We start from the raw sequence: 22,020 nt of genomic DNA, 5'->3' as shown, positions 1-22,020 counted from the left end.
GGGGCGACGTCGACCCCCTCCCGGAGCAAGGAGACCCATGACGGTGAGACTCGCAGCCATCCCCGGTGACGGGGTGGGCCCCGAGGTCGTCGCTGCCACGCTGCCGGTGCTCTCGGCCGCCCTGGCAAGCCAGGGGGAGGATCTAGCCCTCACCGAGCTCGACTGGGGCGCAGACCGATTCGTCCGTGAGGGTGCTGCGATGCCCCCCGATGCCGCCGACACGGTGCGCCGACACGACGCCGTGCTCTTCGGAGCGGTGGGGCGACCCGACGTGCCCGACCACGAGCTGGTCTGGGGCCTGATCATCGGCCTGCGCCAGCAGCTCGACCTCGCCGTCAACATCCGTCCGGTGCGGGCCTTCGAGGGTGTGCCGAGCCGAGTCAAGGATGTCGACGGGGTCGACCTCGTCATCGTGCGCGAGAACACCGAGGGCGAGTACGTCGGGGCGGGTGGTCTGGCTCACGCGGGTACCGGCCACGATCTCGGGATCGAGGTGGCGGTGCACTCGCGGCGCGTCATCGAGCGCGCTGCAGAGCACGCGTTCACCCTCGCCGAGCAGCGGCGCGGGCGACTGTCGCTGGTCACCAAGTCGAACGCGATGCGTCACGGCTACCCGCTCTGGGACGCAGTCGTCCGGGAGGTGGCGGAGCGACACCCGGACGTCGAGCTCGAGGTCGTGCTCGTCGACGCCATGGCGGCCCGGCTCGTGCAGAGTCCGCACTCGCTCGACGTCCTCCTCGCCGGCAACCTCTTCGGCGACATCCTCAGCGACCTCGCTGCCGTGCTCGCCGGCGGCATGGGGATGGCCCCGAGCGCCAACGTCCTGCCCGGCGGGACGGTTCCGGGTGTGTACGAGCCGGTCCACGGCTCGGCGCCCGACATCGCAGGTCGTGGCATCGCCAACCCCACTGCGTGCCTGCTCTCGGGTGCGATGCTCCTGGACGACCTCGGCCGCACCGCAGCCGCGCAGGCCGTCCGCACCGCCCTGGCTGCGGCCCTTCGCTTCCCGCACCACCACACCCCTGACCTCGGCGGCACGGCGAGCACCTCGCAGCTGGCCACAGCGGTCCTGCACGAGATGGAGTCACGATGAAGCACACCCGCATCTGCACCGCCGCGTCGGCGACGCTGCTCCTTGCCCTCACCGCGGCCTGCTCGGCCGGCTCGGGGACCTCCGGCGCCGGTGGCTCGGGCGGCGCCGGGGGAGCCGGGGGATCCGGGGGCGACACCTCCCTCACCGTCGGTCTGGTCGCCGAGCCGGCAAGCCTCGACTTCACCACCAAGGACGGCGCCGCCATCCCGCAGGCGCTGCTCGACAACGTCTACGAGACGCTCGTCAAGGTGGACCAGCAGGGAGACCTCAAGCCTGCGCTCGCCAAGTCGTGGACCGTCTCGACGGACCGCCGCACCTACACCTTCGACCTCGTCGACAACGCGAAGTTCACCGACGGCCAGCCGTTCACCGCCAAGGACGCCGTCTACTCGATCGACCAGGTCAAGAACGCCTGGACGGTCTCCCTCAAGGCGGCCATGGACGTCGTCCAGGACGCGAAGGCGCTCAGCGACACCAAGCTGCAGGTCACCCTCAGCAAGCCGAGCAACGACTGGCTGTACCGGATGTCCACCCGGGTCGGCGCGATGATGACCGAGAAGGAGACGTCCAGCCTGGCCACCAAGCCGGTCGGCACGGGCCCCTACGTCTTCGACCAGTGGCGCCGCGGCGACTCCATCAGCCTCAAGGCCAATCCGTCCTACTGGGGGAAGAAGCCGTACTTCCAGCAGGTGACCCTCAAGTACTTCAAGGACCCGACCGCCCTCAACAACGCGCTCCTGACCAAGACGATCAACGTCATCGGGACGGTCCAGGCCCCCGAGTCGCTCGCCCAGTTCCAGGGCAACGACGCCTACGAGATCGTCGAGGGCTCGACGAACGGCGAGGTGCTCCTGTCGATGAACAACGGCAAGGCGCCCTTCAACAACGTGAAGGTCCGCCAGGCCGCCCGCTACGCCATCGACCACAAGGCCCTGCTCGACACCTGCTGGGCAGGGCACGGCAGCCTCGTCGGGAGCATGGTGCCGCCGACCGACCCCTGGTACGAGGACCTCACGGGCCTCTACCCCCACGACCTCGCCAAGGCCAAGGCCCTCGTCGCCGAGACGAACGCCGGGGCCACCCCGGTGCGCCTGCGCATCCCGTCCCTGCCGTATGCCGTCTCGTGCGGCCAGGTGGTCAAGAGCCAGCTCGAGCAGGCCGGTTTCAAGGTGACCCTCGACCAGCTCGAGTTCCCGGCAGTGTGGCTGCAGTCGGTCTTCAAGGACGCCGACTACGACATGTCGATCATCGCGCACGTCGAGCCACGCGACATGCCCGCGGTGTTCGGCAACCCGAAGTACTACACGCGCTACGACAACAAGCAGTTCCAGGCCGACCTCGCCGCGGCCGACTCCGGCACCCCCCAGGAGCAGGTGACGCTGATGAAGAAGGCGGCGCGGGAGCTGTCCCAGGACGCTGCCGGCGACGTGCTCTTCGTCCTGCCGAACCTCATGGTCGCCGAGAAGGGCATCACCGGGCTCCCGAAGAACGCCATCACCGAGTCGTTCGAGCTCGCCGACCTGGCGAGGTCCTGACCGTGGAGGACCGGCCGGCCACCCACCGGCCGGTCCCTCGCGCCCCGACTCGAGTCGGACCCTGCGTCCCTCGACCCTGACAGGACATCGATGCTGCTCCAGATCCTCAGACGCACGGCGGCGCTCGTCGCGAGTCTCGTCGTCAGCTCCATGCTGGTCTTCGTCTTCATGGCGCTGCTACCGGGCGACCCGGCACGGGTTGCGCTGGGCGTCAACGCCTCCGACGCCTCGGTCGCACAGCTGCGGCAGCAGTTCGGCCTCGACCAGCCGCTGGTGACCCAGTACCTCTCGTGGGTCGGGGGATTCCTGCGGTTCGACCTCGGCACCAGCTACGTGTCCAAGGTGGCGATCGCCCCGCAGATCGTCGACCGCCTGCAGGTGACCCTCTGGCTCGTCGTGTGCTCGATGGTGCTCGCCCTCGTCATCGCGATCCCCTTCGGCACGGTGATGGCCCTGCGACAGCGCCGCCCGAGCGGGCTGGTGCTGTCCGCGATCTCGCAGGTCGGCGTGGCCGTGCCCGCCTTCCTCGCCGGCATCCTGCTCGTCACCGTGTTCGCCGTGAAGCTGCAGTGGCTGCCCGCCAACGGCTGGACGCCGCCCAACGAGGACCCCGTCCAGTTCCTGCGCCAGCTCGTCCTGCCCGTGCTCGCGCTCGGCCTCGTGCAGGGCGCCGTGCTGACCCGCTACGTCCGCAGCGCGATCCTCGACGTGCAGCGCGAGGACTACATCCGCACGGCACGTGCCAAGGGCCTTGGCCCCATGCGGGCGCTGCGCCGGCACGGGTTCCGCAACGCAGCGATCCCGGTCGTCACCGTCCTCGCCCTCCAGCTCGCCACCCTGCTCATCGGGGCGGTCGTGGTGGAGCGCGTCTTCGTCATCCCGGGGCTCGGCAGCCTCCTGCTCGACCAGGTGGCCAACCGCGACCTCATCTTCGTCCAGGACATCGTCATGCTGCTCGTCCTGGCCGTGCTCCTCGTCAACTTCGTCGTCGACCTGCTCTATCTCGTCATCGACCCGAGACTGAAGGTGGCCACCCGATGAGCGCCGACCACATGCCTCGCCCCGTCGTGTCACTCGACGGGCCGACCGCACCCGACGTCGCGATGGAGCCCGCCCCGGCACCCCTGAGTCCACGGCGTCGCCCAGGGGCCAGCTTCTTCGTCGGCGCGGGCATCGTCGGTGTCGTCGTCCTCATGGCGCTCGTCTCGTTCGTCTGGACGCCGCACGACCCGACGTTCGTCGACGCCTCGGCCCGGCTGCGCCCGATCGGCGACCCGGACTACCTGCTCGGCACGGACAAGCTCGGCCGGGACGTGCTGAGCCAGGTCCTCGTCGGCGCCCGCACCACGTTGTTCGTCGGCCTGGTCGCCGTCGGTCTCGCCGGACTGGTCGGCGTCCCGCTCGGCATCATCGCGGCCATGGCACACCGCGGGGTGGGCGAGCCGCTCATGCGCGGCATGGACCTGCTCCTCGCCTTCCCCGCGCTGCTGCTCGCCATCATGTTCAGCGCCGTCTACGGCGGGAGCACCCTCGTGGCCATGGTCGCCATCGGCATCGCCTCGGTCCCGAGCTTCGTGCGCGTCGTCCGCAGCGGGGCGATGCAGGTGCTGGGCACCGAATACGTCATGGCGGCGCGAGCGGCGGGACGTGGACCATGGGCCATCGGACTGCGCCACGTGCTGCCGAACGTCAGCGGGCTGGTCATCGTGCAGGCCTCGGTCTCGTTCGCGATCGCCGTGCTGGCCGAGGCGGCGCTCTCGTTCCTCGGATTCGGCACGCCCCCGCCCACGCCGAGCTGGGGCCGGATGCTCCAGGAGAGCCAGGAGCTGCTCTTCTCGGCCCCGCGGCTCGCGATCGTTCCGGGCATCGCCATCGCGGTGGCCGTCCTCGGGTTCAACCTGCTCGGTGACGGACTCCGTGACCACTACGATCCCCGGCTGGAGGACCGACGATGAGCGCCGTTGCCGCGCAAGCGCGCCCGACTGATTTGCCGACGTCCCGGGTGCTCGACGTGCAGCACCTCGACGTGCAGCTCGGTCGCTTCCACCTCCTGCACGACGTCTCGTTCAGCATCGGCAAGGGCGAGCGCGTCGGCCTCATCGGCGAGTCCGGTTCCGGCAAGTCGCTGACCAGCCTGGCACTCCTCGGGCTGCTGCCCGACGACGCCCGGGTCAGCGGCTCCATCCGGCTCGCGGGAGTGGACGCCGACCTCGTCGGGGCACGGGAGCGTGACCTGGCCGCGCTCCGAGGTCGAGACGTCGCCATGGTGTTCCAGGAGCCGATGACGGCGCTCAACCCGACGATGCGGGTGGGCGACCAGGTCGCGGAGGCGATCACCACGCACGCGGGCCGCGGTGGCCCCGACCGGCGTGCCGCACGTGCACGGGCGGTGGAGCTCCTCGACCAGGTCGGGCTGCCCGACCCGCGGGACGCAGCGAGGGCATACCCCCACCAGCTCTCCGGAGGCCAGCGCCAGCGCGTCGTCCTGGCCATCGCCCTGGCCAACGACCCGGCGCTGCTGGTCTGCGACGAGCCGACCACGGCGTTGGACGTCACGGTGCAGGCCCGGGTGCTCGACCTCATCGTCCGTGGCGTGACGGCGCGCGACTCGGCGATGCTCTTCATCACGCACGACCTCTCCGTTGTCGCGACGGTGTGCGAGCGCGTCCTCGTGATGTACGGCGGTCGGGTCGTCGAGGCGGGTCCGGTCCGCGAGGTCTTCCGGCGGCCGCGCCACCGCTACACCCAGGGGCTGCTCGCCGCGTCCGACCTCGACGTCGCCGTCCCCGGAGGGAGGCTGCCCACGATCCGCGGCACCGTGCCGCCGGCCGGCGCCTTCCCCGACGGGTGCGTCTTCCGCAGCCGCTGCGACCACGCCACCGAGGTGTGCGCCACGGACCCGGTGTGGACCGGGTCGGACCCCGGGGACGGCTACGCCTGTCACCATCCCGCGGACGAGGAGCGTCAGTCATGACGACTCCAGCCATCCGCGTGCACGAGCTGCGTCGCACCTACCGACGACCGCGCACCTCGGTGCGGCAGGCCGGGCCGGTCGTCGAGGCGCTCAAGGGCGTCTCGTTCGAGGTGGCACGCGGGGAGCGTTTCGGCATCGTCGGTGAGTCCGGATGCGGCAAGTCGACGCTCATGCGCCTCCTCGCCGGTCTGGACCAGCCGACGAGCGGTGAGGTGCAGGTCGAGGGCCAGACCGTCTCGGGCGTCCCCGAGCGAAAGCTCGGCTTCCTGCGCTCGAGCCTGCAGCTGGTCTTCCAGGACCCGATGGGCTCGCTCGACCCGCGCATGCGGGTCCGCGACATCATCGCCGAGCCGCTCGTGGCGCAGCGGCTGCCCAACCGGCGGGCGCGCGTCGCTGAGCTGCTCGACGCCGTGGGCCTGAGCCCGGAGGCAGCCGATCGGTTCCCGCACCAGTTCTCGGGCGGCCAGCGCCAGCGCATCTCGATCGCACGGGCGCTCGCGCCGTCGCCGTCGATCCTGCTCGCCGACGAGCCCGTCAGTGCCCTCGACGTGTCGGTGCGCGCCCAGGTGCTCAACCTCATCACCGATCTCGTCGGCGAGCTCGGGCTCACGCTCGTCTTCGTCTCGCACGACCTGTCCGTGGTGCGGCACGTCTGCGACCGCGTGGCGGTCATGAGCGAGGGCGAGATCGTCGAGACCGGGTCGACGCAACAGATCTTCGACGCCCCCCAGCACCCCTACACCCAGCGCCTCCTGCGCGCGGCGCCGAGCATGCGCCGCGCCCTCGCAGGGGCAGGCACGGCAGACCTCCTTGGAGACGCATCGTGAGCACCAGCTACACCCCGGAACACCCCGTCGGGCTCCCGGTCGGCGACGGGTGGGTCGACGCGCCCAAGACGGCGACCGTGACGTTCCCCTTCACGGGTGAGGGCGTCGCCTCGGCTCCAGTTGGAACGAGCGAGATTGCGCTGCAAGCGCTTTCGTATGCCGCCAGCGTCCGCGAGCGGATGGGTTCCCTTCCGTCGCACGCGCGTCGGGCCGCCCTGATGGAGACGCACCGCGTCTTCTCGGAGCGACGCGCGGACGTCGAGCGTCTGCTCGTGCTCGAGACCGGCAAGCCGCTCGTCGACTGTCGCGTGGAGGTCGACCGGACCCTGCTGACCCTCGTGACCGCGGCCGAGGAGGTCGCACGTCTCCACGGCGAGACGGTGCCGCTGGACCTGCTGCCGAGCGGCGAGGGGCTCATGGGTTTCTGGGTCCGCAAGCCGATCGGCATCGTCGTCGGGATCGCCGGGTTCAACTACCCGCTGCTGCTCGCCGTGCACAAGCTGGCCCCGGCACTCGCCGCGGGCTGCCCGGTGGTCCTCAAGCCGGCGCCCCAGACCCCGCTCGCCACCCTGTGGCTCGTGCACGTGCTGCGCGAGGCGTTGGCAGCGGCCGGCGGTCCGCGCTCAGGGGTGCAGCTCGTCACCGGTGGGGTCGACGTGGGTGCGGCCCTGACGACTGACTCGCGCGTCGCGGCGGTCTCCTTCACCGGTTCGGCCGCGGTCGGTCACCGCATCGCCAAGGACGCGGCGCCGACGAAGGTGCTGCTCGAGCTCGGCTCGAACGCTGCCCTTGTCGTGGCTGCTGACGCGGACGTGGAAGCGGCCGCGGACGCCGTGGTCCGGGGCGGCTACTACGCCTCGGGGCAGGCCTGCATCAGTGTGCAGCGGGTGGTCGTCGTCGAGACGGCGCGCGCGCGTTTCCTGGCGGCGCTCGCCGCCCGCATGGATCGGGTCGTCGTCGGTGACCCGCGGGACGAGGCGACCCGCGTCTCGGCCCTCATCGACCCCCGATCGACCGAGCGCGTGGTCGAGTGGGTTCGCGCCGGCTGCGAGGCCGGGGGCACCCTCGTGCACGGTGGCGGCATACGCCACGGCGTCCTCGAGCCGACGGTGCTGCTCGATGTGCCGGACGGCCAGCTCGCCTGGGACGAGGAGGTCTTCGGACCGGTGGTCGTCGTGCGGTCGGTGCCCGACCTCGACGCTGCCATCGACGTCGTCAACCGGTCGCGCTACGGCCTGCACGCGAGCGTCTTCACCGAGGGCCTCGGCTCTGCGTTCGCGGCGATCGACCGGATCGAGGCCGGTGGGGTCGTCGTCAACGAGGTGCCGGGCTTCCGGTCCGACGTCATGCCCTACGGGGGCGTCAAGGACAGCGGCGTCGGCCGCGAAGGCCCGCGATTCGCCATCGAGGAGCTGACGGTGACGCGGATGGCGATCATCCGACCATCGGCGGCGGGGACCTCAGCCCCGGCCGCGACCGAACCGGCAGTGGTGCCGGAGAAGCAGGGACGTGCGCATGGGTGAGCCCGAGACCGACCAGACCACCGGGACGGCCCGGCCGGACTACTCACGACTGTTCCGGCTGGACGGCCGGCGTGCGGTCGTCGTGGGCGCCGGCAGCGGCATCGGCCGGGAGAGCGCGCTCGCCCTGGCCGCGCACGGAGCGGACGTCGTGTGCGCGGACCGCAACCTGGAGGCCGCCGAGGAGACGGCGGCCCTCGGGGCCGGCACGGAGGTCTACGAGCTCGACGTGACCGACGCCGACGCCGTGGCACGGGCGGCGGCCGACCTCGGCGACGTCGACGTGCTCGTCTTCACGGCGGCCACCAACGTGCGCAAACGGGTGCTCGACTACACGGCAGAGGAGTTCGACCGCGTCGTCGGGCTCAACCTGCGCTCCTCCTTCGAGCTCGTGCGCGCGTTCGGTGCCGGCATGGCCGAGCGCGGGCGGGGCAGCATCGTCGGCTTCAGCTCGATCCGTGCGGTGACCGTCGAGCCGGGGCAGGGCGTCTATGCCGCCACCAAGGCTGGCCTCGTCCAGCTGCTGCGGGCGGCCGCCGTCGAGCTGGGGGGGCAGGGGGTGCGCGTCAATGCCGTCGCGCCCGGCATCGTCGACACGCCGCTCACGGCGCAGATCCGTGCGGTGCCGGAGTGGTCCCAGGCCTACGCGAGCAAGAGCGCGTTGGGCCGGTGGTCCCGGCCGGACGAGCTGGTGGGCGCGGTCGTCTATCTCGCCTCGGACGCGTCGTCCTTCGTCACCGGGAGCCAGCTCTTCGTCGACGGCGGGTGGACCGTCATCGACGGGCGGTACACGCCGCCGATGTGATGTGCAGCTGCGAGTGGGTCGGCTGCGGTCGGGTCCGACAGGGGGGCGTGTGGACAACGCGCACCGACTGTCACCGGTCGCAGCCATGCTCGACCCATGCACTTCGAGGAACTCCCGCGGGACTGGGCCCAACGACCGATCACCGACCCCGACGTCTTCGAGGGGGTGGTCGACCTCATCGTGCCGGAGCAGTCGCGGTCAGACGGCGCCACCTACCTGCTGCTCTGCCACCCCAACCTCCACCTGCTCCAGCCGATCTGTCTGCCGGACGACCCGCGGCGCCTGGGCGTGGGTGAGGTCCTCGAGGGCGTCCGCCTGCTGCTGACCGAGGTCTCGCGCCATGATGTGCACGACGTCGTCATGGTGATCGCGCGACCGGGCGGCGCGACGCCGACCCCACGAGACCGGGATCTCCGTGCCGCCTTCGAGGGTGCCTGTCGCGAGACTGGGCTCACGTTGCACGCCGTGGCGATCGCGGCGCTGGACGATGTCGCGGCGCTGCCTCCTGAGGGAGACCGCGCAGCGGCCTGAGGGGCAGGGGGACGACACGGCGTGGGGAAGATGCCGTGGCGTTCCCTTGCGCCCCGGGTGCATCGGGGTAGCGTCCAAGTCGTGGTCGCGACTGCGGCTTGGACGTCCGAACCTCGGAGGACCCATGGCCCAGCAGGTCCCCAGCGGTGGGAAGACGGTGAAGCGCGCCTACCGACGCGATGTCGGCGGCGCCTGGTGGACGGCGCTCGTCGTCGGGACGGTGCTGATCGGCTTGATCGGACGCAGCGACAGTGGCTTCTGGAGCGTGTTCCTGTGGAGCATCGTCGGGTTTGTCGTGGGTTCGCTCACGGCGATCGCGGTGGCTGGCCGTGTGGTGGCCGCGAGTTCGGAGGATGAGGCGTTCGCCGGTCTCATCGGGGTCCGGCCGGAGACCGCACGATGAAGTGGCTGCTCGTGGCCGCCGCGTTCGTCCTAGGGGCAGTGACCACGTGGTTCCTCACCGTGAAGCGGGTGACTCGGGTGGTGTCGGCAGAGGACCAGGTGCCGGGGGGCGCCGACGGGCAGGCTGCGGAGGGCACGGGCAGCTCCGCAGACGTCGAGGTCGACGACGTCGAGGACGCAGCGAGCGCTTTCGGTGGGGCTCACACCGCCACGTCCGACGCCTCGGGTGCTGCCGAGGCATGGGATCGCGACGCCGAGGACGAGGATGCGCTCATGTCGGGCCGGGCGGACGATGCTCCTGAGCGGAGCACTCCGCCCGTCGCGGATGCGACACCCAACGGTGACGTGGCGGGCGTCGGCGACCCTGACGGAGTGGCGGCCATCGACGAGCAGGTCGAGCAGCACACCGAGACCCCGAAGACACCGTGACATGAGGACGCCGTAGCGGATTTCCGTCAGTGGTTGACGAGGACGCCCTTGGCCTCACGAACTGTGATGGTCGTCGACGGGCCCGGCACGGTGACGGTCGAGGGGATCTCGTCCCACGTGGAGCCGTCCAGGCTGAAATCGGCCCCGAAGGTCGTATCCACTCGGACCGGGTACTCGCCCTTCATTCGGTAGACGTGCGTGATGTCTCCGCTGGGGTAGACGCCGCCCGTTGATGTGGTGGGACCCACGGTCGAGCCGTCGCCGAACACGTAGGTGAACCCGACGAGCTTGGGGCGGATCTGCACGGGGATGCCGCGCAGCACGGACCGGTCGACCTCGCCGGGCCGGAATCCTTCGACCGCCCAGTTGACCTTGTAGAACGTCGTCAGGTTCACGAGGGTCGTGTTGCCGGCCGGCTGGCTCGAGATCTGCGGCTTCGACCACGGCGTCCGCATGAAGGCAGCCTTCAGATCAGCCATCGTCAACGTCGGCCGAGACCCCGGCGCCACGTCGGTGTGACATGTGAGGCCCACACTGTTCCAAGGCTCAACGACTCGCCCGTCCATGACTGCTCGTCTCCATACTCGGGCAAGCGGGCCGACCGTGTTGGGCGGACAAGCCTTTAGCGCTTTGCTGCAAAGGACGTCCTGGTTGGGAGTACCTGGCAGAGCCTCATCGCAATCCGCCAGGGTTCGGTACTCGTAGTACGGTCGCTTCTCATCCGCTTCTATGACTGTTGCCCCGTCGTCACCTGGGAATTTCGGTAAAGCCTTTAGTTGCTCGCGACTCAGCAGACCGACCGTTGCATAATCATTCGTGGTCTCGCACCCGACAACGTCCTTCCCGCTGCAAGCGAACGCGTCGTCGGGTAATAGGACGATGGACAGGGCGGCGAGGCACGCTACCAACGCCAAGCGTGCCCTCCTCATGAAGGCCGGCCTAAGTCGGTAATCACCCAATGGTCTTTGTAAGTCACGACGGCCACAAATGCTCCAGAACCGGCCTTTGTAGTGTCAACCCGTTTGCCATGACTATCCACGATGGGCACGGCGAACTGGTCGAGTTTCACTAGGACCTGGCGCTGGCGCGAGTTAAAGATCGTCGCCGAGGAGAACGTGACCTTGAGCGTGTCACCGTCATGATGCTGAGAGGCGGCTTTGAGCTCGCTTGCGGACTTGTGCAGGTCGACACAGATCTTGCATGACGACTCAAAAAGTCCCTCGAGAAGTTCCGGCGACGCATCCTTGAATGAGCGGTTCAATTGTTCAAAATAGAACTCAGAAAAAGCGGCAGCGCCTGCTTGTGTTTCCGGGCGGGCGTTGGCTGGGATTTTCGCGATTACCGGGTCGACGGAGGTCGTTGGGCTGGGGACGGGCGTGGTTGTCGTCGTCGTGGGCGACGCCGACGTGGTGGTGCTTGCCGGGGGAGTCGTCCTGCTCGGTCCGGGGTCTCGGCCCGTGCACGCACCCAGCGTGGCGACCGCAACGAGCGCTGCGGCATACGGAAGGAGCGTGCGGTGTCGGTGCGGTGTGGCGGCTGCGGTCATCGGCGTCCCCTGTTGATCGTCGACCTTCGTGCGGTTGCATCGTCTGACGTGCGTTCACGCCGTCGTCCCTCGTCGGCAACCTACGACGATCGTCTCGCACCCGCATCCCGAGCGTGGTCCGTCATCCACAGGGCCTTCGGATATATGGGCCGTCAGGTCGCAGCCCAGTGCACCGCTGTCCCGCAGATCACATTCGAATGGGTGGCGGCCGTCCGGAGCGACTACTACGCTGTGTAGTACCGACAGAGAAGCTGCCGGAACACATATCGAGTTCTGGAGTTGAGTTCAATGGGCACCATCCCCCGCGACACGCATGCGCAAGGCACCGCGCCAGGCACCGCGCATGACCCCACCAAGGGCGTCGTCACCTTCCAGGAGGAGGTGGTTCGGTCGTCCCTGGCTCGCAAGTTCCTCGCGGGTCTGCGCATCGTGCTCGGCTTCACCTTCCTCTGGCCCTTCCTCGACAAGATGTTCGGCTTCGGCTACATGACCCCTGCGGCCAAGGCCTGGATCCACGGCGGCGCGCCCGCCCAAGGATTCATGAAGGGTGCTGAGGGTCCGTTCGCCAGCTTCTTCAAGAACATCGCCGGCCCGTGGGCCGACTGGCTGTTCATGGCCGGCCTCCTCGGCATCGGCATCGCCCTCCTCGCCGGCGCCGGCCTCAAGCTCGCAGCCTGGACTGCCGGCCTCCTTCTCGCGCTGATGTACCTCGCCGAGTTCCCCCTCGGCACCACCGGCGCCTACACCAACCCGCTCTTCGACAGCCACTGGATCGAGGCACTGGGCATCGCGGTTCTCGCCACGACGCTCGCCGGGGACACCTGGGGCCTTGGCAAGTGGTGGGGCCGCCACGTCGGTAACGGCTTCCTGCGGTGAGTGGGTCGGTGACCGCGATCCCCTGACACGGTCACCAGCCCGGGCCTCGAGCCCGAGCAGCAAGGCGGTCCTCCTCGGAGGGCCGCCTTCCTGCTGCGCCGGGCGCGCTGGTCAGTCGGGCGTGAAGGCGCAGAACTCGTTGCCGGCGGGGTCGGCCATGACGGTCCAGCCGATGCCGCCGTCGCCCTTCTCCCGGACCGCCCTCGCGCCAGCGACCACGAGGGCCCCCACGTCGTCGGTCGTCACGTCGATGTGGATGCGGTTCTTCGTCGTCTTGTCCTCGGGCACGGGCTGGAAGACGATCGCCTCGAACGGCAGCCCCGACACGTTCTCGACATGGCTCCAGCCCTCATCGCGGACGACGTCGCCGCCGAGGGTCTCGCCCCACCAGCGGGCGAGTCGGTGGGCAGCGTCCTCGTCGCCCGTGACGTCCCAGACGAGCTCGTAGGCCGGCTCCCTGACCGGCTCGTCCCGGAGGAAGACGCAGAACTCCTGTCCGTCGGGGTCGAACAGCACCGTCCAGCGCGGCTGCTCGTCGTGGACCACGGCGCCGGCGTCCAGTGCGGGCTGCAGCGAGGCGGCCCGGATGTCCAGGTGGAGACGGTTCTTCGCGGTCTTGGGCTCCGGCACCTGGTTGACCCACACCCGGACCTCGTCACCGACGCGCAGGCACGAGCCGCCGTCGTCGTGCGGGTGTGCCTCCCAGTCCAGGAGCGGGCCCCAGAACGCGGACAGGGCATGCGGGTCGATGGCGTCGATGCACAGGTCCTTGTACGTCGCGAGCGGCATGGGATGACCGTAAACCCATGCGGCACCTGGCCTTCCCATCCTCAGGGACGACACGACGAGGAGCCTGTCGGTGCCGGGCGGCATACTCGGCTCCATGCAGCGCATCGACGGCCACCTCGTCCTGAGTCCCACGGACCTGACGAAGCACGTCGCCTGCGCGCACATCACGACCCTCGATCTCGAGGCGCTCGATGCGGCGGCCGCTCGGGGCGGCAGCCCGCGGGTGGCTGCGACCGGCGCCGACGACTCGCTCAACCTCGTCTTCGCCAAGGGTCTCCAGCACGAACGCGCCTACCTCGACCGACTCGTGGCCGAGGGGCGGGTCGTCGAGGACATCGCGTCGCTCGGGCTGCGCGGTGTCGAGGCCGAGGCTGCGACCGTCGACGCGATGCGCCGCGGCGTCGACGTCATCTACCAGGCGACGTTCTTCGACGGTCACTGGGTGGGGCTTGCCGACTTCCTGCTGCGCGTCGACGAACCGAGCGACCTGGGCCCCTGGCGCTACGACATCGCCGACACCAAGCTCGCTCGTCGGCTCAAGGTTCCCGCCCTGCTCCAGATGGCGACGTATGCGGCCCGCCTCGAGCTGCTCCAGGGCGTCCCTCCGCAGTGGTTGACCGTCGTCACAGGTGACGCCGAGTCGCACCCGTGGCGTCTCGTCGACGTCGCCCCCTACGCGCGCCGTCGCCGTGCCGAGCTGCTCGACGCCATCGCCCAGCCGCGCGAGACCGAGTCGGCGCGGGTGCAGCACTGCGGGCAGTGCCGGTGGAAGGAGCGCTGCGCGCAGGAGTGGCTTGACCGCGACGACCTGATCCAGGTCGCGGGCATGCGTGCGGACCACCGGTCAGCGCTGATCGACCTCGGCATCCCGACCCTGCGGTCGCTGGCGCAGTCGACTGAGGAGCTGCTGGCGCCGGCCCTGTCGATCGCCACGCGACGTCGGCTGCTCCAGCAGGCCCGGCTGCAGCTCGCCGAGCGTGAGACGGGTCAGGCGCAGTACGAGCTGCTCGACCCCGAGCCGGGTCGGGGTCTGCAGATGCTGCCTGAGCCCGACGAGGGCGACGTCTACCTCGACTTCGAGGGCGACCCGTGGGCCGAGGGCGGCGCGGGGCGTGAGTACCTCGCGGGCCTGTGGACCCGTCAGGGAGAGTTCGTCGAGTTCTGGGCGCATGACTTCGCCGAGGAGGGGCGTCTGACGGCCGGGCTGCTCGACTGGCTCACCGACCGGTGGCGGCGTCATCCCGACATGCACGTCTACCACTACGCGCCCTACGAGACGACGGCCCTGAAGCGGCTCGTCGGGCAGCACGCCACCCGCGAGGCCGAGCTCGACCAGCTGTTGCGGCACGAGGTGTTCGTCGACCTCTACGCTGTGGTGCGACAGGGCGTGCGCATCAGCAAGGGGTCCTACTCGATCAAGAAGCTCGAGGAGTTCTACTGGGGCCACACGAGATCCGCTGACGGCGCAGGTGTGGCCGACGGTCTGTCGTCCGTCGTCGAGTACGAACGCTGGCTCGCCGGACGGGACGACGGTTCGGCCGACCAGGCCATCCTCGACGACATTCGCCGCTACAACGAGGAGGACGTCCGTTCGACGCTGGCCCTGCACGAGTGGCTCGAGGACCGGCGGGCCGAGCTCGAGCGGTCCGGTCATGCGTTGACCCGGCCCGTGCCGGAGAAGCTGCGCGAGATCTCCGACGAGGAACGCGCCGAGATCGCCCTCGCGGACCGGCTCGTCGACCGCGGGCACGAGCTCCTCGCCGGACTCGTGGGGTGGCATCGGCGCGAGAAGCGCCCGGAGTGGTGGGACTTCTTCCGTTACAAGGAGCTCGAGACCCCTGAGCTCGTCGAGGACGGCACCGCGATCGGTGACCTCGGGGAGCCCGAGGAAATGCGCGTCGTCAAGCTCTCCAAGGTGTGGCGCTACCCGTTCCCACCGCAGGACTGCAAGGTGGCGGTCGGCAAGTACGTCCCCGACGTCGACACCCACGCGCCGGTCGGCAAGGTCGTCGCCATCGACCCGGTCGAGGGCTGGGTCGAGCTGTCGATGAAGAAGTCTCTCGCGCCGCCACGACCACGCGGTCTCGGCGGACCCGGGCCCGTCATGGACGCCGTGCTGCGCGCCAGCATCGCCCGCACCGGAGAGCTGGTGCTCGCCGGGGGAAGCAACCTCGCGACGCGACTCATCGAGCGTCTCGTCCCGACCGGCGACGTGCTCACGGCTCGCCGCGACGAGACCCCCAAGGACGTCGTCGTCCGGGTCGGACGCACGCTCAAAGGCGAGGTGCTCGCGGTCCAGGGCCCGCCCGGCACGGGCAAGACGTATGCCGGGTCGGCCCTGATTCGCGAGCTGCTCGACGCGGGGCTCCGAGTCGGTGTCACGGCGCAGTCGCACGCCGTCGTGCTCAACCTCCTCGACGAGGTGGCGCGACCCGCATGGCACAAGGACGGCAGCAACGTCGAGGAGGGAGTCGAGCCCGACGATCCCAACGCCCTGATCCATCACACCTCCGACAACGCCGCGATCGCGGCCGCCCTCGCGAGCGGCGAGGCCACGCTCGTCGGTGGCACTGCCTGGCTCTGGTCCCGTGACGACATGGTCGAGGCGGTGGACGTGCTCGTCATCGACGAGGCGGGTCAGTTCTCGCTCGCCAACGCCTTGGCCGTCGCCCCGGCCGCGCGCTCGCTCGTCCTGCTCGGCGACCCCCAGCAGCTGACCCAGCCGACCAAGGCGGTCCACCCGTACGGATCCGGCGTGTCGGCCCTCGACCACCTGCGCACCACGGACGACGGTCTCGTCCACGACGTCATCCCCGCCGACCGGGGCGTCTTCCTCGACCGCACGCACCGCATGCACCCGAGTCTTACGGCGTTCGTCTCCGAGCTCGCCTACGAGGGTCGCCTCGAGTCGGCGCCCGGCCGGGAGCGGCTCTCGGTGGAGGCGCCGGGCGCGCTTTCGGGAGACGGACTCCGCTGGGTGCCGGTCGAGCACGAGAACCTCGCCGAGCAGTCGAACGGCCAGGAGGCCGCCGTCGTCCGCGCCCTCGTGGACGACCTGTTGCGCGGCAGCTGGACCACCGCAGAAGGGGACTCGCTGCCCATCGAGCTCTCCGACATCCTCATCGTCGCCCCGTACAACGCGCACGTCGCAACGCTGAGCGCCGAACTGCCTGATGGCGCGCGGGTCGGGACGGTCGACAAGTTCCAGGGACAGCAGGGCGCCGTCGTCATCTACTCGCTGGCGAGCACGACGGCGGCACTCGCGCCCCGCGGCATCTCGTTCCTCTACGACCTGCACCGGCTCAACGTCGCCATCTCGCGCGCCAAGGCCATGGCCGTCATCGTCGGGAGCCCGCTGCTCACCGACGCGGAGGTCCACACGCCCGAGGAGCTGCGCGCCGTCAACGCGCTCTGCCGTTACGTCGACGAGGCCAAGACCGTCTGACCGCGTCCTCGCCGGCGGGACGACGTCACGGACGGCGGGGGAGCGTCGCCAGGTCTGCCTCGACGACCTCGCGGTCCTCGACGTCGGTGACCCGCATGCAGACCTGCCGGGCCTCGGCCTCGAAGCGCTCGGAAGCGTCGAAGTCGCCGCCGACGGCCGCGGCCCGCGCCGAGGCCTCGAGGGCCGCCGCGAGGTCCCAGTCGTCCACGTCCCCCGCCCGCGAGATCGCCACGTATCGCGCCGCGTGGTAGGCCGCCGTGTCCGCCTGTCCCAGGACGGCGTGCACCCGCGAGCACAGCCAGTGGCCACGGCCGACGTTGGTGGGGCGGACGTCCTCGACCTGGGTCCAGTGGTGGAAGGACGCGTGCGCCCGCGCGATCATCGCGTCGTCGTCCTCGACCGACCGGTCATCCCGGTCGAGCAGCTCCCAGGTCGCGTTGTAGAGGTCCACGCCGAGGCGCCGGTGGTCGATGTCGCTCATGGCGGCAACCTAGCGCGGCGGTCCGGCGTAGGAGAGAGCGTGCGGAAGTGCCTCCCACGAGGTCGGCACGGGCAGCCGCCCTCAGGCGCCATGGGCGGCGACCTCCCAGAGGCGGCCTTCGCCGCGGATGCCGGGCAGGGCGTCCCGGATGGACCGCTCGGCGAGCTCGGGGGCGACACCGAGGTCGACGGCATACCGCAGGGCAACGGCCGGGGTCCGCTGGACGCCGTGGCGGCAGTGCACGAGCACTCGCTTGCCCTCGGCCCGGAACTGGCGCAGCGCCGACGACGCGTCGTCGAGGACGAAGTCGAGGTGCGGGTTCGTCTCCTCCTGCTCCTCGTCGTTGATCCAGAACTCGATGTGGTCGCGGGCGGTCATCCCGGTCGCCGGGATGTCGTCGAGGCCGAGCGCGCACAGGGAGACGATGGCCTGGACGTCGAGCTCGCGGACCCGGCCGAGGTCCGAGATGGTGCCGAGGACGATGTCCGGGTCGATCGGGTGCGGGATCCCGATGGTGGGGATCTGTGGGTCGCCCATCGAGGTGACGGACGGCCAGTCGTCATGACGACGGCCACCCACCGAGGTCGAGACGGCAAGCTCGACGAGGTCGTGCGCGCGCAGCCCGGGCCAGCCGTGCACCATACGGCGCCACTGGGTCGGGACGGCCGAGGCGCCGTACCGTGCCCCGAGCAGCGCGCCTGCGACGGCTGCGACCGTGTCCGTGTCGTGTCCGGCCCGCACCGCCGCCTGCAGGCCGCGCTGCAGGTGCATGGCGGAGCCGTCGCCCCGGTCGGTCGTCGTGATCGCGGCCCAGGCGTCTTGCAGAGCGGTCACGGTGAAGCCGTTGTCGCCGAACCCGCCCGGCTCCGCTCCGGTCGCAGCCTCGATCCAGTCGCCCCACCGGCCGACGTTGGCGGCGCTGACGAGGTCGAGCCCGGCCGCGAGGTCGAGACGTCCCTCGGTGACCGCGACCCGGATCGCCTCCGACCACAGCACGGCGGAATCCCCGGCCAGCGGGTCCGCGTGGGTCAGCAGGGCGATGGCCCGCGCGGCCCGCGCGGTCGCGTCGCGGTCCTCGAGCGCCGACAGCCCGACGATGGACGTACGCATCAGGGCCCCGTTCCCGGCCGTCAGCCCGGTCCGCGCGTGCAGCGCCTCGCTGGCGCGGGTCAGGCGGTCGTGCGGTGCGCCGGCGAGGTGCTTCGCCTCCGTCAGGACGGAGCGCGTCTGGGTCCCCACGTCCATGGCGCCCCCGTCGAGCCACGCCGTGAAAGCCTCGGACACGGCGTCCAGTCCCGCGGGCGAGGCGAGGTCGGTGCCCTGGGCTGCCACCCGAGCCACACAGAGCGTCATCTGCGTGTCGTCGCTCCACTCTCCCGGCTCGTACGGGCCGAGGCCACCGCCCTTCATCACGGCCTCACCGACCGGTGGTGCGGCCATCTCGTAGGGCACGCCGAGGGCGTCGCCGCAGGCTTCACCGAGCAGCACCCCCGCCGCACGGTCGACAGCGATGGGGCGGATCGGCACGGCTGCTCCTCGGTGGCGTGGATGACGGTCGGTCACGTTGGGGGTGGCGCGCCTCGGGGGCGGCGCACAGGAAAACTACCGTCCGGCGCGATCCATCCGGACGTGCGGTCCAGCCCTCGACGCCGGTGCGGACGGCGCGGCCCGACCCGTGGCGCCCCAGGGCGACGCCGTAGGCTTCTCGCGTGCTGCAACCCCTGACCGTCGTGCTGCTCGTCGCAAGCGGCGTGCTGGCCCTGATGGCCGCGCACCACCTTCTCCGGGGCCGTCTCGTCGACGACCCGGTCATCGTCGTCGGCGCCGCCATCGAGCTCGCGCTGCTCGTGCAGCTCGTCGTGGGCCTGGCCAAGGCGTCTGCAATCGGCAACGGCGCCGAGCGGGCGACCTTCATCGCCTACCTCTTCACGGTGCTGCTCGTCATCCCGGCCACGATCGTCATCGCCGTCAAGGAGAAGACGCAGTGGGCGATGGGCGTCGTGCTCGGGGGCGCCTTCGTCGTCGCCATCCTCGTCGCCCGTCTGCAGCAGGTCTGGAGCCTCAATGCCTGAGCCGCAACGCCAATCTCCGCCCGACTCCCAGCCGGAGCCGCACGACGAGTCGCAGCACGAGTCCCCGCACACCGGGCACGGCTTCGGTCGTCTCCTCGTCGCGGTCTACGGCCTCCTCGCGCTCGCCGCCACGGGGCGCTCGATCCTGCAGATCAGCGAGTACTTCGACCGGGCCCCGGTGCCCTACATCCTCTCGGCGGTCGCGGCCGTCATCTACCTCGTCGCGACGGTCGGGCTCGCACGGGGTGACCGGGCGTCGGTGCGCCTGGCCACCATCGCCCTGTCCGTCGAGCTGGTCGGCGTCCTCGTCGTCGGGACTGTCTCGGCGCTCAGACCTCAGGCGTTCCCGGACAAGACGGTCTGGTCACACTTCGGGCAGGGCTACGGCTTCGTGCCGCTCCTCCTGCCACTCGTCGGCCTGTGGTGGATCCGCCGCACGGCCCGCGCCAGTGCTGCCTCCGCCGCCGAGGTGGCGCAGTCGGCGGACTGACGCGTCGCCGATAGGGTGGCCGCCATGACCGAGCAGACCCCTGCCCCTGCGCCGACGACGCAGGCGACACCCGTCGCCGGCCCCCTGACGGTTCGCGAGATCAGCGCCGACGAGGCCGTCGAGACCCTCCTCGAGCTCGGCGGCAGCTTTCTCCAGACGCCCGCCTGGGGCCGGGCCAAGGCGGGCTGGCGCCGCACGCACCTCGGCTGGTTCGACGCCTCGGGCCGCCGGGTCGGTGCGGGCCTCGTGCTCTCACGCACCATCCCGCGCCTCTCCCGGTCCTACGCCTACCTGCCGGAGGGCCCCGGCCTGCCCTGGGACGTCGTCGCGACCGACCCGTCGGCCTGGATCGACCCGCTCGTCGCGTGGGCCAGGAGCACCAAGGCCTTCGCGCTGCGCCTCGGCTACCCCGTCGTCTCGCGCATCTGGGACCGCGAGCCGGTCAAGAAGCAGGTCGTCGACAACGGCCTGCTCAGCTTCACGAGCCTCCCCGCCGCTGTCGACAACCCCGCCGCCCGCCGCCTCGAAGCCTGGCTCGACCGCAACCAGTGGCTCGCCCTCGGTGCCGACGGCGTCGCGGTCGGCCAGCCCCGCCTGCTCTGCGTGGTCGACCTGCGCGACCGCACGGACGCGGACCTCCTCAAGGGCATGAACCAGCAGTGGCGCCGCAACGTCAAGAAGGCCGAGAAGGCCGGGGTGCAGGTGCGCACCGTCGGCCCGGAGGGTCTGGACACCTTCCACGCCCTCTACGTCGAGTCGGCCGAGCGCGACCACTTCCTGCCCAGGCCCAAGGCGTACTTCGAGGTCATGGCCAACTCGTTCGCGTCCGACGGCGGCATAGACGGTGCGGCATCGGCGTGCTTCTACGAGGCCCACGTCGACGGCGACGTGCTCGCGTCGGCGCTGATGATCCGGTTCGGCCGCACCTTCTCCTACCTCTACGGGGGCTCGACCGAGCGCAACCGCGACGCCCGCGCCTCGAACGCCCTGCAGTGGCAGGCGATGCGCGACGCCGCGGCAGCCGGGTGCGAGGCCTACGACTTCCGGGGCTTCAACACCTCGCTCGGGGCCACGAGCCCCCTCACCGGCCTGCTGCTCTTCAAGCTCGGCGCCGGCGCCGACGTCGTCGAGATGGTGGGGGAGCGCGAGCTCGTCCTCAGCAGGTTCTGGCACTTCGCCTTCGCCCGGGCCATGGCTGCCCGCATCGCGATCAACGAGCGCCGCAACGGCGCTCGCGCCGCGGAGGACGGCGCCGACATCTGAGCTGCCGCCACCGTCACCGCCGTCTGATGTCGAAGTAGGGGCTGATGGAGCACGTCGCATAGTCCTGGCCCTGTTGCGCCGTGACCACGACCCCGTCGACCACGATGCGGCACGACACCGCGCCGGTGACCCCGGACCCCGTGGGGTCACTGATCCGGACCCGGAGGCTGAAGTAGTCGTTGTTCGTCGCTCCCGGGTCGACGGGTGTCTCGAAGGCGAGCGGTGCGGCCTGCGCGGGGTAGTCGTAGCGGTGGTGAGCCGCGTCCGAGAGCGACACCTCGATGCGGGCGCCATTCTCGGCATACGCCTCGAAGCGGATGGTCCGGGCGTTCGCCTGAACGGGTGTGACGGGGATGGCCGGGACCGATACGACCCTGGGCAGCGGCATCGTGCCCGACCGGGTCGGCATGGGGGCCGTCGGAAGGGGAGCCGTCCGGGTCGCCGTGGGCCGGTGTCGGGTGACGCCGACGGCGGGCCGGGCCACCGGGTCGAGGTCGTCCGCGAGGCCTGACGCAGCCCAGAAGCCGATGGGCACGAGCACTCCGAGCACGATCGCCACGACGTGCCACGCCTGGAGGCGTCCGCCGAGCAGCCGGGCCGCGTGACCGCCACCAAGCTCCACCGTGCGAGGGTCGGGGGGCACGGGCGGGCCGGGCTGCGGAGGCACGTGGCCGAGGGGCTGAGCCGCGGAGCGCTGCGGCACCCAGCTGGGCTCGGCTGGCGTCTCCCGCCCGAAGAACGTGTCGTATGCCGGCGGCCCCGCAGGTGCGCCCTGCCCGTAGACATCGTCGGGCGTGTCAGGTAGGTCGACGGGGGTCGCGGCGCCCACAGCCGGCATCGTGCTGGGCGCATCTGTGATGGCCGCGACGGTGGCATCGCGTGTCGGGTCCGGACGGTTGCCCAGTGGTCCTGCGGGCTGTTCTGACACGTCGTCCCCCTGTC

General features: G+C 70.7%; 22 protein-coding genes. 16 read left to right on the top strand and 6 right to left on the bottom strand.

The window, feature by feature from the left end; translation table 11 throughout:
- The first annotated feature begins 37 nt into the window (after positions 1-37).
- The 11 genes from AC1DIW_RS19970 to arfC all read left to right on the top strand — a co-directional run bounded on the left by AC1DIW_RS19970 (position 38) and on the right by arfC (position 10,116).
- A complete protein-coding gene (locus tag AC1DIW_RS19970) occupies positions 38-1,093 on the top strand; it encodes an isocitrate/isopropylmalate dehydrogenase family protein (RefSeq protein WP_478110393.1) in 1,056 nt (351 codons plus the stop codon).
- Positions 1,090-2,628: an ABC transporter substrate-binding protein gene (locus AC1DIW_RS19965; protein WP_478110391.1), complete on the top strand. Its 1,539-nt coding sequence runs from the start codon at positions 1,090-1,092 to the stop codon at positions 2,626-2,628. Before AC1DIW_RS19970 ends, AC1DIW_RS19965 begins: the two co-directional genes overlap by 4 nt.
- 90 nt (positions 2,629-2,718) lie before the next feature.
- On the top strand, positions 2,719-3,669 hold the full coding sequence (locus tag AC1DIW_RS19960) for an ABC transporter permease (protein ID WP_442279919.1): 951 nt from the start codon (positions 2,719-2,721) through the stop codon (positions 3,667-3,669).
- Entirely contained in the window at positions 3,666-4,583 is a 918-nt protein-coding gene (locus AC1DIW_RS19955) for an ABC transporter permease (RefSeq protein WP_478110389.1), read from the top strand. Before AC1DIW_RS19960 ends, AC1DIW_RS19955 begins: the two co-directional genes overlap by 4 nt.
- Positions 4,580-5,602 carry an ABC transporter ATP-binding protein gene (locus tag AC1DIW_RS19950; protein ID WP_478110387.1) on the top strand — a complete coding sequence of 341 codons (1,023 nt, stop codon included), beginning with the start codon at positions 4,580-4,582 and terminating at the stop codon, positions 5,600-5,602. The genes AC1DIW_RS19955 and AC1DIW_RS19950 overlap by 4 nt, the downstream gene beginning before the upstream one ends.
- On the top strand, positions 5,599-6,429 hold the full coding sequence (locus tag AC1DIW_RS19945; protein ID WP_478110385.1) for an ATP-binding cassette domain-containing protein: 831 nt from the start codon (positions 5,599-5,601) through the stop codon (positions 6,427-6,429). The genes AC1DIW_RS19950 and AC1DIW_RS19945 overlap by 4 nt, the downstream gene beginning before the upstream one ends.
- Positions 6,426-7,952, top strand: coding sequence for an aldehyde dehydrogenase family protein (locus AC1DIW_RS19940; protein ID WP_478110383.1), 1,527 nt, complete (start codon positions 6,426-6,428; stop codon positions 7,950-7,952). The genes AC1DIW_RS19945 and AC1DIW_RS19940 overlap by 4 nt, the downstream gene beginning before the upstream one ends.
- The gene (locus AC1DIW_RS19935; protein WP_478110381.1) at positions 7,945-8,754 is read left to right on the top strand and encodes an SDR family NAD(P)-dependent oxidoreductase; all 810 of its coding nucleotides are present in this window, start codon (positions 7,945-7,947) and stop codon (positions 8,752-8,754) included. The genes AC1DIW_RS19940 and AC1DIW_RS19935 overlap by 8 nt, the downstream gene beginning before the upstream one ends.
- Positions 8,755-8,850: 96 nt before the next feature.
- A complete protein-coding gene (locus AC1DIW_RS19930; protein ID WP_478110379.1) occupies positions 8,851-9,285 on the top strand; it encodes a hypothetical protein in 435 nt (144 codons plus the stop codon).
- 124 nt (positions 9,286-9,409) lie between these two features.
- A complete protein-coding gene (locus AC1DIW_RS19925; protein ID WP_478110375.1) occupies positions 9,410-9,688 on the top strand; it encodes a hypothetical protein in 279 nt (92 codons plus the stop codon).
- Positions 9,685-10,116 carry a channel accessory protein ArfC gene (gene arfC / locus AC1DIW_RS19920; protein WP_478110374.1) on the top strand — a complete coding sequence of 144 codons (432 nt, stop codon included), beginning with the start codon at positions 9,685-9,687 and terminating at the stop codon, positions 10,114-10,116. Before AC1DIW_RS19925 ends, arfC begins: the two co-directional genes overlap by 4 nt.
- A 26-nt stretch (positions 10,117-10,142) precedes the next feature.
- Here the strand turns inward: arfC and AC1DIW_RS19915 are convergent, their stop codons facing one another.
- Entirely contained in the window at positions 10,143-10,595 is a 453-nt protein-coding gene (locus tag AC1DIW_RS19915) for a hypothetical protein (RefSeq protein ID WP_478110372.1), read from the bottom strand.
- Between the two features lie 446 nt (positions 10,596-11,041).
- Positions 11,042-11,662 (bottom strand): DUF6318 family protein, encoded by a 621-nt coding sequence (locus tag AC1DIW_RS19910; protein WP_478110371.1) that lies wholly within the window; start codon positions 11,660-11,662, stop codon positions 11,042-11,044.
- Between the two features lie 288 nt (positions 11,663-11,950).
- Here AC1DIW_RS19910 and AC1DIW_RS19905 point away from each other — a divergent pair, with 288 nt between their 5' ends.
- On the top strand, positions 11,951-12,538 hold the full coding sequence (locus tag AC1DIW_RS19905; RefSeq protein WP_478110370.1) for a DoxX family protein: 588 nt from the start codon (positions 11,951-11,953) through the stop codon (positions 12,536-12,538).
- 111 nt (positions 12,539-12,649) lie between these two features.
- Here AC1DIW_RS19905 and AC1DIW_RS19900 read toward each other — a convergent pair whose 3' ends face one another.
- Positions 12,650-13,327 (bottom strand): VOC family protein, encoded by a 678-nt coding sequence (locus AC1DIW_RS19900; RefSeq protein ID WP_478110368.1) that lies wholly within the window; start codon positions 13,325-13,327, stop codon positions 12,650-12,652.
- A gap of 94 nt (positions 13,328-13,421) precedes the next feature.
- Here AC1DIW_RS19900 and AC1DIW_RS19895 point away from each other — a divergent pair, with 94 nt between their 5' ends.
- Positions 13,422-16,772 carry a TM0106 family RecB-like putative nuclease gene (locus AC1DIW_RS19895; protein ID WP_478110367.1) on the top strand — a complete coding sequence of 1,117 codons (3,351 nt, stop codon included), beginning with the start codon at positions 13,422-13,424 and terminating at the stop codon, positions 16,770-16,772.
- 25 nt (positions 16,773-16,797) lie between these two features.
- On the opposite strand, the gene AC1DIW_RS19890 is transcribed toward AC1DIW_RS19895, so the two are convergent.
- Both AC1DIW_RS19890 and AC1DIW_RS19885 read right to left on the bottom strand, forming a co-directional pair.
- Positions 16,798-17,253 (bottom strand): hypothetical protein, encoded by a 456-nt coding sequence (locus AC1DIW_RS19890; protein WP_478110365.1) that lies wholly within the window; start codon positions 17,251-17,253, stop codon positions 16,798-16,800.
- An 81-nt stretch (positions 17,254-17,334) separates the two neighbouring features.
- Positions 17,335-18,780, bottom strand: a complete 1,446-nt coding sequence (locus AC1DIW_RS19885) for an ADP-ribosylglycohydrolase family protein (protein WP_478110364.1) — start codon at positions 18,778-18,780, stop codon at positions 17,335-17,337.
- Between the two features lie 182 nt (positions 18,781-18,962).
- Between AC1DIW_RS19885 and AC1DIW_RS19880 the strand changes: the two genes are divergently transcribed.
- The 3 genes from AC1DIW_RS19880 to AC1DIW_RS19870 are packed head-to-tail and all read left to right on the top strand — an operon-like array spanning position 18,963 to position 21,078.
- Positions 18,963-19,325: a hypothetical protein gene (locus AC1DIW_RS19880; RefSeq protein WP_442279903.1), complete on the top strand. Its 363-nt coding sequence runs from the start codon at positions 18,963-18,965 to the stop codon at positions 19,323-19,325.
- Positions 19,318-19,815, top strand: coding sequence for a hypothetical protein (locus tag AC1DIW_RS19875; protein WP_442279902.1), 498 nt, complete (start codon positions 19,318-19,320; stop codon positions 19,813-19,815). The genes AC1DIW_RS19880 and AC1DIW_RS19875 overlap by 8 nt, the downstream gene beginning before the upstream one ends.
- A gap of 24 nt (positions 19,816-19,839) precedes the next feature.
- Positions 19,840-21,078 (top strand): lipid II:glycine glycyltransferase FemX, encoded by a 1,239-nt coding sequence (locus tag AC1DIW_RS19870; protein ID WP_478110361.1) that lies wholly within the window; start codon positions 19,840-19,842, stop codon positions 21,076-21,078.
- Between the two features lie 13 nt (positions 21,079-21,091).
- Here the strand turns inward: AC1DIW_RS19870 and AC1DIW_RS19865 are convergent, their stop codons facing one another.
- On the bottom strand, positions 21,092-21,907 hold the full coding sequence (locus AC1DIW_RS19865) for a hypothetical protein (protein ID WP_478110360.1): 816 nt from the start codon (positions 21,905-21,907) through the stop codon (positions 21,092-21,094).
- Positions 21,908-22,020 lie beyond the last annotated feature (113 nt).

The organism is Terrabacter sp. 01T434 (genome assembly GCF_056398545.1).
This window is presented reverse-complemented; position numbering and strand designations above follow the sequence as displayed.